The sequence below is a fragment of the Geobacillus sp. BK01 genome, from assembly GCF_052220245.1.
GTDB lineage: Bacteria > Bacillota > Bacilli > Bacillales > Anoxybacillaceae > Geobacillus.
In genome coordinates this window covers 49,573-64,729 of record NZ_JBQPTH010000005.1, presented here as the reverse complement: position 1 = coordinate 64,729, position 15,157 = coordinate 49,573, and the positions used below count along the sequence as shown (strand labels likewise).

General features: G+C 54.1%; 16 protein-coding genes. All 16 read right to left on the bottom strand.

Annotation, left to right across the window (positions count from 1 at the left end):
- Nucleotides 1–6: 6 nt before the first annotated feature.
- The 16 genes from ACTVDO_RS07380 to dprA all read right to left on the bottom strand — a co-directional run bounded on the left by ACTVDO_RS07380 (nucleotide 7) and on the right by dprA (nucleotide 15,152).
- Nucleotides 7–1,146, bottom strand: coding sequence for a flagellar hook-length control protein FliK (locus ACTVDO_RS07380; RefSeq protein WP_020959350.1), 1,140 nt, complete (start codon nucleotides 1,144–1,146; stop codon nucleotides 7–9).
- Nucleotides 1,143–1,751, bottom strand: a complete 609-nt coding sequence (locus ACTVDO_RS07375) for a MotE family protein (RefSeq protein ID WP_020959349.1) — start codon at nucleotides 1,749–1,751, stop codon at nucleotides 1,143–1,145. The genes ACTVDO_RS07380 and ACTVDO_RS07375 overlap by 4 nt, the downstream gene beginning before the upstream one ends.
- A complete protein-coding gene (gene fliJ / locus ACTVDO_RS07370) occupies nucleotides 1,752–2,198 on the bottom strand; it encodes a flagellar export protein FliJ (RefSeq protein WP_020959348.1) in 447 nt (148 codons plus the stop codon).
- 45 nt (nucleotides 2,199–2,243) lie between these two features.
- Nucleotides 2,244–3,554, bottom strand: a complete 1,311-nt coding sequence (gene fliI, locus ACTVDO_RS07365) for a flagellar protein export ATPase FliI (RefSeq protein ID WP_442901327.1) — start codon at nucleotides 3,552–3,554, stop codon at nucleotides 2,244–2,246.
- Nucleotides 3,532–4,311: a flagellar assembly protein FliH gene (fliH, locus tag ACTVDO_RS07360; protein ID WP_041267741.1), complete on the bottom strand. Its 780-nt coding sequence runs from the start codon at nucleotides 4,309–4,311 to the stop codon at nucleotides 3,532–3,534. Before fliH ends, fliI begins: the two co-directional genes overlap by 23 nt.
- Nucleotides 4,295–5,314 carry a flagellar motor switch protein FliG gene (fliG, locus tag ACTVDO_RS07355; protein ID WP_020959346.1) on the bottom strand — a complete coding sequence of 340 codons (1,020 nt, stop codon included), beginning with the start codon at nucleotides 5,312–5,314 and terminating at the stop codon, nucleotides 4,295–4,297. Before fliG ends, fliH begins: the two co-directional genes overlap by 17 nt.
- Before the next feature lie 12 nt (nucleotides 5,315–5,326).
- A complete protein-coding gene (gene fliF / locus ACTVDO_RS07350; RefSeq protein WP_020959345.1) occupies nucleotides 5,327–6,913 on the bottom strand; it encodes a flagellar basal-body MS-ring/collar protein FliF in 1,587 nt (528 codons plus the stop codon).
- A gap of 90 nt (nucleotides 6,914–7,003) precedes the next feature.
- Nucleotides 7,004–7,300, bottom strand: coding sequence for a flagellar hook-basal body complex protein FliE (gene fliE, locus ACTVDO_RS07345; protein WP_020959344.1), 297 nt, complete (start codon nucleotides 7,298–7,300; stop codon nucleotides 7,004–7,006).
- Between the two features lie 19 nt (nucleotides 7,301–7,319).
- A complete protein-coding gene (flgC, locus tag ACTVDO_RS07340) occupies nucleotides 7,320–7,772 on the bottom strand; it encodes a flagellar basal body rod protein FlgC (protein ID WP_020959343.1) in 453 nt (150 codons plus the stop codon).
- Nucleotides 7,773–7,775: 3 nt separating this feature from the next.
- Nucleotides 7,776–8,165: a flagellar basal body rod protein FlgB gene (gene flgB / locus ACTVDO_RS07335; RefSeq protein ID WP_020959342.1), complete on the bottom strand. Its 390-nt coding sequence runs from the start codon at nucleotides 8,163–8,165 to the stop codon at nucleotides 7,776–7,778.
- A gap of 183 nt (nucleotides 8,166–8,348) precedes the next feature.
- On the bottom strand, nucleotides 8,349–9,128 hold the full coding sequence (gene codY, locus ACTVDO_RS07330) for a GTP-sensing pleiotropic transcriptional regulator CodY (protein ID WP_020959341.1): 780 nt from the start codon (nucleotides 9,126–9,128) through the stop codon (nucleotides 8,349–8,351).
- 16 nt (nucleotides 9,129–9,144) lie between these two features.
- A complete protein-coding gene (hslU, locus tag ACTVDO_RS07325; protein ID WP_020959340.1) occupies nucleotides 9,145–10,539 on the bottom strand; it encodes an HslU--HslV peptidase ATPase subunit in 1,395 nt (464 codons plus the stop codon).
- Nucleotides 10,540–10,555: 16 nt separating this feature from the next.
- Entirely contained in the window at nucleotides 10,556–11,098 is a 543-nt protein-coding gene (hslV, locus tag ACTVDO_RS07320; protein WP_020959339.1) for an ATP-dependent protease subunit HslV, read from the bottom strand.
- 23 nt (nucleotides 11,099–11,121) lie between these two features.
- Nucleotides 11,122–12,024 (bottom strand): tyrosine recombinase XerC, encoded by a 903-nt coding sequence (gene xerC / locus ACTVDO_RS07315; RefSeq protein ID WP_020959338.1) that lies wholly within the window; start codon nucleotides 12,022–12,024, stop codon nucleotides 11,122–11,124.
- Nucleotides 12,025–12,116: 92 nt separating this feature from the next.
- Nucleotides 12,117–14,192: a type I DNA topoisomerase gene (topA, locus tag ACTVDO_RS07310; protein WP_020959337.1), complete on the bottom strand. Its 2,076-nt coding sequence runs from the start codon at nucleotides 14,190–14,192 to the stop codon at nucleotides 12,117–12,119.
- A gap of 78 nt (nucleotides 14,193–14,270) precedes the next feature.
- Entirely contained in the window at nucleotides 14,271–15,152 is an 882-nt protein-coding gene (dprA, locus tag ACTVDO_RS07305; protein WP_020959336.1) for a DNA-processing protein DprA, read from the bottom strand.
- Nucleotides 15,153–15,157 lie beyond the last annotated feature (5 nt).

Here is a 15,157-nt window from a genome sequence, read left to right as displayed (position 1 = left end):
CCCCCCTTATCCATCCACCTCTACCCCGTCAAGTCCAAATGGGGAAGAGGGAGGCGATTGTTCTCGTTTTTGTTCTTGCTTTGATCCGCTTTGCTGCCGCCCGTCGCGGCGGTGCTCGGAGTACGGCGGCGCTGCGCCGTCATAATCGGACCAAATCGTCCATTTCTCCACTGTAACTTGACTGGCATCAAGCAGCTGAACAAGCTGCGGCAAGTGGGTGCGGATTAGCTGTTCCGCCGCATCGGTCGCCACAAGCAGCTTGGCAGTCAATTTTCCGCTTTCTTGCGCCATTTTCACCGTCACCGTCCCAAGATGTTCCGGGTGAAGGCGAATGACAAGCTGCATGGCACCGCTTGGCAGCTTCATCCATCGGCCAAGTTGCAGCGCACGGGCCACTTGCTCGACAAACGAACTTTCATTCCTTGCTTCCATCCCACCCATCTCATGGCCGACGGGAACGAATGAAGTCAATGAAAAAGGGGCATGGTTTGCCGAAACAAGCGCATGGCCATGCAGCAGCTGGCGGGCGTCTTCCCGGTGCGGCAAAGCGCTTGACCCATAAGCGGTGGAAGCGAAAGGCGAGCGGCCGGCGGCGGAAAACGGTATAGGGCGGGCGGATTCTCGTCCGGCGTCCCCGAACGGAGACGGCGAGTGTGACGCAAACCATTGGTTTTCACCGTTTGAACGCCCAAAGATTCCTTTTCCGGCTCCTTCTGCTTGTTTACTTGGCCAACCCGCACCGGCTTCCCCGCTATGTTCATCCATCTGTTGAAAAACATGCTGGACGGCCGGCAACGTCTTGACCTTTGCGTCTCCTTCGCTCATCCCCTCGTTTCCCCCGGCAAACGCCAAAGCTTCACCGCTGTTGTGTACAGCCGCCGGGGGACCGTTTAGAAGGTCGGTAGCGCCAACGTGCATAGTTGAAACAGCCGTCCATAACAGCTCTGTCCGTTCGTCTGCCCTTCGCGGCTTCTTGTCTTCCGGCTCGGATGGCTGCTCAATCCCCTCCTCAACCGGCAGCTTTCCAGTTTGCATTTGCGCCAATAATGCCGCAAATGCACTAGGCACCGCTGTCTCTTTTTTCACTGCCGGCTCTGCCTCCGTGCCCGTTGGCTGCGGCGCAGCCGCTGCGATCGTCACTTTCATTCAGCCGCCCCCTCTCTCATCGCCCATTTATGCAATGACGAAAGCAAGTTTGCCGCCTGTTCGGCCGGCATTTGTTCCAAAATGGCGGCCGCTTTGTCGCCATCGAGCCGGCTCAGCACATCGAGCGCCTCGGCGTCCGGCAGCTTGGCTAAAATAGCCGCAGCCTGTTTGTCTGACATGGCATCGTACATGCCGACGACATCTGCCGCCATAGCTGCCTGCTCGCCGCCCTTTTCCTGTTCGATCCGTTGCGCTTCACGCGTCGACAGCCGGGCGATTTCCTCGTCTTTTGCCGCCAGTTCGCTTTTTAACTGCTCGATTTGTTTTTTCTGTTTGGCGATCGTTTGCTTTTGCTGCCTGATCGCCCGCTGTTGCGTCTCGATCGTGTTGGTCAGCGTCTTCTCTTTCTTCTTCCAGTCAAGCCAATCGGCGACGAACGGGACGCTGTCCACCCATTGTTTCGTCTTCGCCGCCATATCAATGCCGGCCGCCTTTGCAATCAGCAAGAGGAAGAAAGCCGCAAAAAGACTCGGGATGACAACAACGAACAAAATCCATTGCCATCGGCTTGTCGTTTCTTCTTGCTGAAGTTTGCTGCTTGCCATCTATAACTCTCCTTGCCGTGCAAAGCGCTGGACAGCTATTTCATCAAGCAGGCGGTTTTCCACTTCTTTCTCGCGCTGCTCTATCCACCGCCGCACGCGCTCTTGCATTTTCTCATACTTTTTCACTTCAATATTGAGCTCAATGAGGCGTTGCTGCCGGTGTTGCATTTGTTCGCGCGCTTGCATGACGATGAGCTGATAATGGTCAATGGTCCGCTGCAAGTTCCCGATATATTGCAACATATGGCGAACCGCACCGACAGACAGTCCGGCCCGCAACTGTTCATCCCTTGCCGCATCGCATTTTTCTTTTTCCTTAAGGAGGTTATACAGCGCCTCGGCTGCTTGTTCAAACCGGCGAACCGCCTCTTCGTACTCGCCAAGCGCCTTCTCCTTTTCTTTCTCTTTCATCGTTAATACTTTTTGCAGTCGAAACGTTGGCGCCACGCTTTCTCCCCTCCCTTAGCGCCCGAAAGCCGCCCTGCGATGTCGTCATCCCGATGACATTAGGCGGAGAAGGGCATCAATGCTTTCGGCGCGCGTCGTTTTTTCGTCGATCTCTTGACGGCAAAACGCCATAATTTGCGGATAAAATTGAATCGCCTCATCAATTTCTAAGGAAGATCCGCGCTTGTACGCCCCTATTTGAATTAAGTCCTCCGAATCTATATAAGTAGAAAGGAGGCGGCGGAGCCGGCTCGCCGCTTCGCGATGCTCCGCGCTAATAATATGGGGCATGACGCGGCTGACGCTTTTGAGCACGTTGATCGCTGGGTACTGGCCTTTATTGGCTAACTGACGCTCGAGCACAAAATGGCCGTCCAAAATGCCGCGCACCGCATCGGCAATCGGCTCATTCATATCGTCACCGTCCACAAGCACCGTGTAAAAAGCGGTAATCGTGCCCAAATCGCTCGTCCCGGCCCGCTCAAGCAACTTCGGCAGCAAGGCAAACACCGACGGCGTATAGCCCTTTGTGGTCGGCGGTTCACCGACGGCCAATCCAATTTCCCGCTGCGCCATCGCGACGCGGGTGACCGAATCCATCATCAGCATGACATTCGCTCCTTGATCGCGGAAATATTCGGCAATCGCCGTCGCGGTGTATGCCCCTTTGACGCGCATGAGCGCCGGCTGATCCGAGGTGGCGACGACGACAACAGAGCGGGCCAAACCTTCCGGACCGAGATCGCGCTCCAAAAATTCACGCACTTCGCGGCCGCGCTCGCCGATCAAAGCGATGACGTTCACATCAGCCGATGTGCGGCGGGCGATCATCCCCATGAGCGTGCTCTTGCCGACGCCGGAGCCGGCAAAAATGCCGACGCGCTGGCCTTTGCCGACCGCCAGCAAGCTGTCGATGACGCGCACGCCGACTTCGATCGGTTCGACAATCGGCGGCCGGGTGAGCGGGTTCGGCGGATCGCGGTCAACCGACACCGGCTTCAGCCCAGGCGGCGGCGCACTTCCGTCAAGCGGCCGGCCGAGCGGGTCGAGAACAGAGCCGATGAGCGCATCGCCAACGTATACTTCAAGCGGCTTGCCAGTCGCTTCAACAAGGCAGCCAGGGGCGATATGGGCCATCGAAGAGAAGGGCATCAGCAAAACGCACTGCTCGTGAAAGCCGACAACTTCGGCGGGAATTTTTCGGCCGCCGCCCGTTTCATGAATGTAGCAAAGGTCGCCGATCGAGCTTTCCGGCCCTTTCGACTCGGTCATTAATCCGATGACACGCGATATTTTGCCGAATCGTTTATATAAATCAGCGGCAGCGATTTCGTCAAGAAGCGCCTGCCAATTCAGGGGACATTCCCTCCTTCAACCGCCTGGAAAGCGCCTCGCGCAACCGCTCGAGCTGCATATCGACGCCGGCATCGATGCGCCCGAACGGCGTTTCCACGAGGCAACCGTATTCCGGCAATGTATCGTCCGGATAAATAAACAACTCGACGTGGTGCGGGAAAACGGACTTTAGCAATTCCCGCTGTCCGGCTACCGTTTCGTAACAATCCGGATGCACGTAAACGGACACTTCTGTTTGCCGGCGCACCTCGTGCAACACTTGGCGCACGAGCGGCAAAAACGCGGTCCGGTCGCTTTCAAGTGTGGTGCCAATAATGCGTTCGGCTGCTTTCAGCGCCACTTCGAGCATCGTTTCAGCCGCCGATTCAAGCTGGGCATAAAACTCATCATTTGCCCGTTCCGCTAGGCGGCGGGCTTGTTCGATCCATTCGCGGCGCTCGCTTAGCGCCTCATCGCGCCCGGCGGCATAGCCATCTTCATACCCTTGGGTGCGCGCTTCCTGCATGAGCCGTTCTTTCTCGTGCCGCCATTGCTCTTGTTCACGGACTAGCTGTTCGCGCACCGTCTCGTAATATTGCTCAGCTTGGCGGCGAAGCTCAGCTGCCTCCTCTTTGGCAGCGGCGATCGCTTCCATTTCCCGTTGGCGGTCGTCTGCACATGACGGGTCATCCAAAACATAACGCTGCACAGCAATCGTCTTTTTGCCGGTGCGGGCCGTCACTATCGGCGCTTTAATGACATTAGACAATAATATCATCTCCTCCCCCGCGGGCGATGACAATTTCCCCGGTCTCCTCGAGACGGCGGATCACCGCTACAATGCGCGATTGCGCCTCTTCCACATCACGCAGCCGGACCGGGCCCATATATTCCATCTCTTCTTTGAACGTCTCCGCCATTCTCGTTGACATATTGCGGAAGACGATGTCTTTCACTTCGTCGCTCGCCACTTTCAGCGCCAGCATGAGATCGCTGTTGTCCACTTCGCGGATGACCCGCTGAATCGCGCGGTTATCAAGCGTTACGATATCCTCGAAGACAAACATCCGCTTTTTAATTTCTTCGGCCAGTTCCGGGTCTTGCAGTTCCAAAGCGTCTAAAATCGTTCGCTCCGTGCTGCGGTCGACTTGGTTTAATACTTCAACGACCGCCTCAACGCCGCCGGCTTGCGTGTAATCTTGCACCACAGTCGCCGATAGCCGCCGCTCGAGAATTTGCTCGACTTCGTTAATAATTTCCGGCGACGTGCTGTCCATGAGCGCAATGCGCCGGGCGACGTCGGCCTGCATCTCCTGCGGCAGCGCCGATAAAATCTGCCCTGCTTGCGCCGGCTCCAAATATGACAAAATAAGAGCGATCGTTTGCGGATGTTCGTTTTGAATAAAGTTTAGCAGCTGCATCGGATCCGCTTTGCGGGCGAAATCAAACGGTCTCACCATGAGCGCCGATGTCAAGCGGTTAATAATGTTCATTGCCTTGTCCGGGCCGAGCGCCTTTTCAAGCACTTCTTTTGCGTAGGCGATACCACCTTGGGCGATGTAGTCTTGTGCTAAAGCGAGCTGGCGAAACTCTTCGAGCACTTCTTCTTTTTGTTCAACCGTTACTTGGCGGACGTTGGAAATTTCAAGCGTCAGCTTTTCTATTTCTTCTTCCGATAAATGTTTGTAGACGGAGGCCGACACATCCGGGCCGAGGGAAATGAGCAGGATGGCCGCTTTTTGCCTGCCCGACAACCCGCCTTTCCGTTCGCGCTTTGCCATACGTCGTTCCCCCTACTCTTCTGATAGCCACGTTTTTAATAGTTTGGCAAACTCATCCGGCTTTTCTTTTGCCAACCGCTCAAGCTGCCGGCGGCGCAACGTCGCCTCCGTCTCCGGCGGCTCCGGCAGCTCCGATTCTGCCGGGAGCGGCGGCGTAAATACGAACTCTTCGTCCTCTCCTTCATCTTCGCGACGGCGGCGCAACCAAAGGAATAACAGAAGCGCGATCAGCAACAACGCCCCTGCTCCAGCCGCATACCACCACCATGCCGGCCGAACCGGCGCCGGTTCAGTGAATGTCGGCTTGCCGTTAAACTTTTGCACCGAGACGACGATGCGGCTGTTGACGTCTTCGTCAGTCAATGGTTGTGATTCGCCTTTGTCAATCGACGTCCGGACGATCGTTCCTAATAGTTTTTGAATATCATTGACCGCCTCTGGCGGCAGCGAGTTCGGGTCGTCCGGATCCGGCGGCTCGACCACCACTTGAATGCCTAAGTCGCGAATTTTATATGGGCTTTCCACAATTTGCTTTTTAATTTTGTTGACTTCATTGTTGATCGTTTCTTCGGTCCGCTCATAGTCCCCGGTTGTTCCGCCGTTGGCTCCTTGGTAGCCCGGCACTTCGTTCGTTCCCGTTCCGGCTGTGCCGCCCGGCGGCGCTCCGCTTCCCGAATACGTTTCTTTAATGCGTTGGACGCTAACGGCGATTCCTTCGTTGTCCTTTTCGTCAACAGGAACGACTAAGTTTTCTTCCCGCCTTTCCTGCGTAAAGTCGACGTCAGCCGTCACGGAGACGACGACTTTGTCTTGCCCCATCATCGTGCCGAGCATTCGCTGCACTTCGCGTTGAATATCGCGTTCAATTTGTTTTTTGATTTGTTGCTGCGAGGCGAATGTCGTCCCTGTCGAATTTTCGCCGTCATTTTTTAAATCGAAATACTCAAAAAACTGATTCATAATGACGATATTATCTGTAGAGAGATTCGGAACACTTTTGGCGACGAGATGATACAGCGCCCGGATTTGCTCGTCGCTGAACTGATAGCCCGGCTTCGTCCTCAGCACAATCGAAGCCGAGGCTTCCCCTTTTTCATCCGAAACAAATACGCTCGGCTGCGGGAGGTTGATCATCACTTTCGCATCCTCGACGCCGTCGATCGTTTTCATTAAGTTGGCGAGCTCGGTTTGCATCGCCTTCAGTTTCACCATATTAAATTCGTTATCGGTCATGCCGAAGCTCGCGTTTTGGCCAAAAAATGAATAGTCGATGACCCCGCTGTTCGGAATGCCCTCGGCGGCCAGCTCGACCTTCAGCGCATCGACTTGCTCTTTCGGCACTTTAATTGTCGTGCCGCCATCCGTCACCTCGGCGGGAACGCCGCGCTGATCCAGCGTCGCCTTGATTTGCCCGGCTTCTTGCGGCGTTAAATTGCTGTATAAAGGCACCATTTCCGTCCTCGTGGCGAAAAAAATTCCAATACCGACGGCAAAAAGCACCACCGCTGTTCCGCCTATAGCCATCCGCTTTTGGTTTTTTGTCCGCTCTTGCCAAAACAAACGAGCGCGGCCCCACCACTCTTTCCATTTGCTGTTCATACAATTCCCCCGATCATCCAGCCATACAGCCATTTGCTGCCATCGCCTCGCATCGGCAGCAGCCTCCATATGTATTTCAGCTTATGGCCGCTACAACGGCATACGCATCATTTCCTGATACGCCTCAATCGCCTTGTTGCGGATCTCAAGCGTCAGCTGCAGCGCAATGCTTGCCTTTTGCGCTGCGATCATCACGTCATGCAACTGAACGTTCTCCCCGCGGACGAGTTTTTCTGTCAGCGCATCCGCCTGAATTTGCGCGTCGTTTACGTTGTTGAGCGCCTCTTTTAAAAAAGCGGCAAACTGTTTTTGCACTACAGCCGGCTTCGCCGGGCCCGGGGCGGCGGCCGCCGGTGTCAGCCCAACGCGGCTTGCTCCGTCGATCATGACACATCCTCCTTATGGGCTATTTTCCAATTTCGAGCGCCTTCATCAACATCCCTTTTGAGGCGTTCAGCGCAGTGACGTTCGCCTCATAGGAACGTGTCGCACCGATCAAGTCGACCATTTCTTTGAGCGGGTCGACATTCGGCAGACGGACGTAGCCGTCGGCGCCCGCATCCGGATGGTCCGGGTCATAGACGAGTTTAAACGGAGCCGGATCGTCAGCAATTTCACGCACCCGAACGCCGCTGCCGACAGCTTCAGCGCGGCCGAGGGCAGCCTGCAAATAACTCGAAAACTGTTCACCGCGCGGCTCGATGATGACGACTTTGCGGCGGTACGGCTCCCATTCCCCGTTGACAAAACGGGCTCTTGTCGTATCAACGTTGGCGATGTTGGACGAAATGACGTCCATGCGCAGCCGTTGGGCAGTGAGCGCCGACGCTGAGATGTTTAAGCTTTGAAACACGGACACAGCCTATTTCCCTCCTTTGATCACTGTCTTTAGCGTATTGAATTTGCCGTTTAACCGCTCAATCAGAGCGTTATAATAAATTTGGTTTTCCGCCAATTTCGACATTTCTTGGTCGATATCGACACTATTTCCATTATGATTGTAACTGATGCTGGCATTGGTCGTCACGACAATTTTTCCATTTTGTTCGTTGCGAAACGGAAAATGGCGCGGGTCTGTCCGTTTGGCCTCAAGCTGAAGCGCCCGATCGAGCTCGGCCTGAAAACGCACGTCTTTCGTCTTATAGCCCGGCGTATCGGCGTTAGCAATGTTGTCAGCAATCGCCTGTTGGCGGAGCGAAGCATAATGGAGCCCTTGTTCAAGCCAACGGATCGTCGATGAAAACAGCGACAATGGAATCCCCTCTTTTATCCTATTTTTCGACAATTTCTGCTAGTTTTCATTTTACGGGAAGGAAAACCTAATGTATAGCCGGAACTTGGTACTATTTTTCTGCCAACCGATAAGGCGGCCGAAGAAGATGAAAAAAGAAACACCCGCCGGACAAACATGTCTGGCGGGTGTTGGAGCGTTCGTTCAGCTTGATTTTAATTTTTCCAGTTCAGTTAAAAACTTGTCATTTAACACTTTAATATACGTCCCTTTCATGCCGAGCGAACGTGATTCAATGACCCCGGCGCTCTCAAGCTTGCGCAGGGCGTTGACGATCACCGAACGGGTAATGCCGACGCGGTCAGCAATTTTGCTGGCGACAAGCAGCCCTTCCGTTCCGTCAAGCTCTTCGAAAATATGTTCAATCGCCTCGAGTTCGCTGTAGGAAAGCGAGCTGATCGCCATTTGCACGACCGCCTTGCTGCGTGCTTCCTCTTCGATTTCCTCCGTTTTTTCGCGCAAAATCTCCATGCCGACGACCGTTGCGCCATACTCGGCTAAAATCAAGTCGTCGTTATCAAACTCGCGGTCAAGGCGCGACAAAATGAGCGTGCCGAGCCGTTCCCCCCCACCGTTGATCGGAACAATCGTCGTCAAGCCGGTTTTAAACAAGTCACGATTTTCCACTGGAAATGCCGTATATTCGCTATTAATATCGATATTAGGAGACGTTTCCGTAATGTTGAACAAGTTTCTCGTATATTCTTCCGGAAACTGCCGCTCCTCAAGCATCCGTTTCATCCGCTCGTTTTCGATCGATTGCTTGACGGCAAATCCGAGCAGTTTGCCGCGGCGGCTGACAACGAACACGTTCGCTTCAATGACGTCGCAAAGCGTTTCCGCCATTTCTTTAAAATTGACCGGTCGCCCGGCTGCTTTTTGCAGCATGGCATTAATTTTTCGCGTTTTCTCTAGCAAATTCATTGGTTCCATCTCCTCCTCATAAAATAAACTCGCTTAAATCTTTGTTTTTCACGATGGTGCCGAGTTTTTGTTCGACGTATTGCGGCGTGATGACGACTCGATCGAGTCCGATATCCGGCGCCTCAAACAGCAAATCTTCAAGCAGTTTTTCCAAAATCGTATGGAGCCGGCGCGCGCCGATATTGTCAGTCGTCTGGTTCACTTCAAACGCCACTTCGGCAATCTTACGAATAGCATCGTCAGAAAATTCAAGATTTATACCTTCTGTCGCTAAAAGCGCCTGATATTGTTTAATGAGCGCGTTATTCGGCTCGACTAATATACTTACGAAATCGTCAACCGAAAGTTTCGTTAATTCGACGCGAATCGGAAACCGGCCTTGCAGCTCGGGAATCAAATCCGATGGCTTCGCCATATGAAACGCGCCGGCTGCAATAAATAAAATATGATCTGTTTTGACCGGCCCGTATTTTGTCATGACCGTCGATCCCTCGACAATCGGCAAAATGTCGCGCTGCACCCCTTCGCGCGAGACGTCGGCCGAGCCGGACGCCGATCCGCTGCGGGCAATTTTATCAATTTCATCGATAAAGATGATGCCGGACTGCTCAGCGAGGCGAACCGCCTCTTGCGTCACCTCATCCATATCGATCAGTTTTTGCGCCTCTTCATTGATAAGCACCTTGCGCGCCTCGCTCACCTTTAGGCGTCGCTTTTTGCGCCGCCGCGGCATTAAGCTGCTGAGCGCATCCTGCATATTCATGCCCATCTGTTCAATGCCCGCCCCTTGCAAAAAGTCAAAGAGCATCGGCGGCTGCTCCTCTATTTCAATCGTGACCATCTCGTTTTCGAGTTGGCCGTTTGCCAGCTGCCAGGCGACTTGGCGCCGCTTTTGCTCCACTTGTTCATCGTCGTGGCTGTGGCCGCTGTCCGGTTGGCCCGCTTGACTGCCAAACAACAGCTCGAGCGGGTTTTTGATCGTTTGCTTTTGCTTGCCCGGAACGAGCAATTCCACAAGCCGTTTATTCGCTTGCTGCTCGGCCCGGTCTTTCACGTCATTCATTTTCCGCTCTTTCACAAGCCTGACGGACGTTTCGACCAAATCGCGCACCATCGATTCAACGTCACGGCCGACATAGCCGACTTCCGTAAATTTCGTCGCCTCGACTTTGATAAACGGCGCCCCGACAAGTTTGGCGAGCCGGCGGGCAATCTCCGTCTTCCCGACCCCCGTCGGGCCGATCATTAAAATGTTTTTCGGCATCACTTCATCGCGCAATTTTTCATCGAGCAAACTGCGGCGATACCGGTTGCGGAGCGCAATCGCCACCGCCTTTTTCGCCTCTTTTTGTCCGACGATAAACTGATCGAGCTTCTCGACAATTTGCCGTGGAGTCAATGTTTCCGCCATCATCGGCCCCCCTTTTTTACAACTCTTCGACAATAATATGGCCGTTCGTATAAACGCAAATGTCAGCGGCAATCTCAAGCGCGGCTTTCGCAATCGCTTTGGCCGTCATCGAGCCGCCGGCATACTGCTTCAAGGCACGCCCGGCGGCAAGCGCATAGTGGCCGCCCGACCCGATGGCGAGCATGCCGTCATCCGGTTCAATCACTTCACCAGTGCCGGAAATCAACAGCAAATGTTCCTTGTCCATGACAATCAACATTGCCTCAAGGCGGCGCAGCACTTTATCGCTTCGCCACTCTTTCGCCAGCTCAACGGCCGCGCGCGGCAAGTTGCCGTTGAATTGTTCGAGCTTGCCTTCAAACATCTCAAACAGCGTAAACGCGTCGGCCACCGAGCCGGCAAAACCGGCAAGCACTTTGCCATGAAACAAGCGCCGCACTTTCTTCGCCGTATGTTTCATGACGACCGCGTTGCCGAACGTCACTTGGCCGTCGCCGGCCATCGCCGCCGCACCGTTATGGCGGATGGCAAAAATCGTCGTCGCATGAAAGCGTTCCATCGTTCCCCCTCCTTACGCGCGCGCTATGCCCGCGGATGCGCCTGCAAATAAATGTGCCGCAAACGGTCTTTCGTCACATGGGTGTACACTTGCGTCGATGATAGATGCGCATGGCCGAGCAGCTCCTGCACAGAGCGAAGATCCGCCCCTTCGTTAAGCAAATGGGTCGCAAACGTATGGCGCAACACGTGCGGGCTGATGTTTTGCGTCAGCGCCGCCGCTTCAACGATCCGGTCTAAAATGTGGCGCACCCCCCGGGGCGTGAGCGGGTTGCCGCGGGCGTTGACAAACAAATACCGGTGATCTGCCGGCAGCCGCCTGATCAGTTCGCGCCGTCCGTCGTCGAGATACCGTCGGAGCGCTTCCTTAGCGGGGCGGCCAAACGGAACGTAGCGTTGCTTGCCTCCTTTCCCATGAATCAGCACCGTATCTGCAGCAAAATCAAGGTCGGACAAGTGAATGTGACAACATTCACTAACTCGGGCGCCAGTGGCGTACAGCAGTTCCAACAGTGCTGCGTTGCGCTGGCCGATGGCGGTATTTCCATCATTGACACGAAACAGTGCTTCTAATTCTTCGCGATATAAAAAATTAGGAATTTTTTGCTCTTTTTTCGGCAGTGACGCAAGCGCAAACGGGTTTTCGGCCGCCCGTCCTTCGCGCAGCAAAAACTTGTAAAAGCTGCGCAAGCTCGAAATTTTACGGGCGACCGAACGGCTCGTCAAATGCTGGCTATACAGTTTCGTCAAATACAAGCGGACGTCGCTGTAGGCCACTTGGTCAAGCTCATGGATCCCTTCTTCGTTCATGAATTGGAAAAACTGCTCAATATCGCGCCGGTAGCACGCAATAGTATATTGTGAATAATTTTTCTCGATTTGTAAATATTCCATGAATAATTGTAACGCAAATGTTGCATTTTCCATCGCCTCACCCCGCAATGCTTCTACATCGTACCATATGTTCCCTTGCGGCGCAACTATTTTTTCTAAAATTCTGAATTGTACTCAATACTCGGTTACGTTTCCGGCTGTTCTTCATAATCGCATGCTGTGCATTGCACTTGCACACCTTTTTTCAGCTTTTTCTCGACGAGCAGGCTGCCGCATTTCGGGCATGGACGGGCAAGCGGCTTATCCCACGAGACGAAATCGCACTCCGGGAAACGACTGCAACCGTAAAAGATTCGCTTTTTCTTTGTGCTGCGCTCGACAATCTCCCCTTCGCGGCATTTCGGGCATTTGACGCCGATTTCTTTGACGATCGGCTTCGTATGACGGCATTCCGGGAAATTGGAGCAGGCGATAAATTTGCCGAAGCGGCCCATTTTGTACACCATCGGGCTGCCGCACACCTCGCAGTCGATGCCGGCCGGCTCATCCTTAATCTCTACTTCGCGCATTTCTTTTTCCGCCACTTTCAGCCGTTTCTCAAACTCGCGATAAAATTCATCGACAACTTTGATCCATTCCTCTTTCCCTTCTTCAATTTCGTCTAACTCTTTTTCCATCTTCGCGGTAAACTCAACGTCAATGATTTCCGGGAAAAACTCAAGCATCAATTCGACGACGATTTCCCCAAGTTCCGTTGGGACGAACCGCTTGTTCTCAAGCACTACGTAGTTGCGTTTTTGAATTGTATCAAGCGTCGGGGCATAGGTCGACGGGCGGCCGATGCCGAGCTCCTCTAACGTTTTGACGAGGCGCGCTTCCGTATAGCGCGGCGGCGGTTGGGTGAAATGTTGCTTTGGGTCGATCGCCTCACTTTCGACTGTCTCCCCTTCCGCTAGATCCGGAAGCAGCCGGTTTTGCTCTTCCGTTTGATCGTCCGTTCCTTCAATATACACTTTCATAAACCCTGGAAACTTCACTGTCGACCCGCTCGCGCGGAATACGACGCCGTTGTTCTCGAGCTCAACGCTCATCGTATCAAGCACGGCCGCCGTCATTTGACTGGCGATAAACCGTTCCCAAATGAGTTTATACAACCGGAATTGGTCGCGCGTCAAATACGGCTTCACGTTCTCCGGGTCGCGAAACGCCGCTGTCGGGCGGATCGCCTCGTGGGCATCCTGAGCGTTCGTGCCTTTCTTCTCTTTTCGCTTCTCTTGATTGACGTACGCGGCACCGAATTTGGCCTCAATATACGCCGCCGCCTCTTGCTGCGCCGTTTCGGCGATGCGCGTCGAATCGGTGCGCATGTACGTGATCAACCCGACCGTCCCCTCGCTGCCGAGGTCGATCCCCTCGTACAGCTGTTGGGCGATCATCATCGTCTTTTTTGTGCGGAAATTCAGCTTGCGCGCCGCCTCCTGTTGCAGCGACGACGTTGTAAACGGCGGCACCGGGCTTCGTTTTCGCTCCCGTTTTGTCACCGTTTTCACGGTAAACGCAGACCCGTTCAAGCGGGCGAGCACCGCTTTGACGTCCGCTTCCGTTTTTAACTCGCGCTTTTCACCGTCCACCCCGTAAAACGAAGCCGCAAACGTCTCGTCCCCTTTTTGAAACGTCGCTTGAATCGTCCAATACTCTTGCGGCTGAAACTGACGGATTTCTTTTTCCCGGTCGATGATCAGACGCAGTGCAACTGATTGGACACGGCCGGCACTTAACCCTTTTTTCACTTTTTTCCATAAGAGCGGGCTGATGTTATAGCCGACAAGACGGTCGAGCACGCGCCGCGCCTGTTGGGCGTCAACAAGATTCATATTGATGGAGCGCGGCTGTTGGAACGATTGTTTAATGGCGTCTTTTGTAATTTCATGAAAAACAACGCGGCAATCGGAGTGAATATCGAGATTAAGCATGTTAGCCAAATGCCAGGCGATCGCCTCCCCTTCCCGGTCCGGGTCGGCGGCAAGAAACACTTTTTTCGCCTTTTTGGCCGCCGTTTTCAACTCTTTAATCACTTGGCCTTTGCCACGGATCGTAATGTATTTCAGCGCGTAGCCGCGGTCTATATCAACGCCCATCTGGCTTTTTGGCAGATCACGAACGTGCCCCATCGAGGCTTTGACCGTATATTTTTTTCCTAAGTACCGTTCGATCGTCTTCGCTTTCGTTGGCGATTCGACGATAACTAAGTAGTCTGACATCCATCTTCCACCCCTAGGAAGTAAATTGAAATCTTCATTATTATTAATGATTATTGCCGCATTTGTCAAACATGATCATTATACGTACGGGAATTCGGCGATGATGTCTTCCGCCTCCTGCACTAGTTTTGCCCCGTGCTGAATGAGCGTATTCGGCCCGACAGCTTCGGCCGCCCCGATCGGGCCGGGGACAGCGAACACTTCCCGTCCTTGTTCGAGCGCATACGCGGCGGTAATGAGCGAGCCGCTTTTCTGTTTCGCCTGCACGACAAGCGTACCGAGCGACAGCCCGCTGATGATGCGGTTGCGCGCCGGAAACTGCCACGCCTGCGGCTTCGTTGCCGGCGGATGTTCCGCAATGACGAGCTGGCCATCCATAAGGAGCCGGGCGAATGGCCGGTGCGCTTTCGGGTAAACATGATCCAGCCCGCCGGCAATGACCGCGATCGTCGTTCCGCCGTGCCTGACGGCAAGCCGATGGGCATGAATGTCGATGCCGGCAGCGAGCCCACTGACGATCGTCCATCCGGCGGCCGCAAGCGGCGGCACAAGCTTGTCAAGCGCTTCGATTCCGTCTTTGGTCGGGCGCCGCGTGCCGACGATGCTGATCAACTTTGGTTCTTGAAGCAAGGCGATGTTTCCTTTTGCATACAGCACCCATGGCGGAGCGTAAATATGCTTTAAGAGCGGCGGGTAGCCGGCATCGAATACGGTCATAACGTGAACGCGTCGCGCTTCATACGTTTTAATGAGCCGATGAAGATCAATGGAATGCAAATCGCGGAAAAAAGCGGCAAATTGCTGAGAAGTAAGCGGAACGAGCGAACGGAGAGATTGAGGAGACATAGAAAACGGAATCGCAAGCGTCGGGTCCACGTCAAGCAGACAACGGATTGTCTTCCAGCCGGCCCCCCGGCAATGGTGAAGATGAATGAGCCGGTCGCGAACCGTATCGTACATACCAT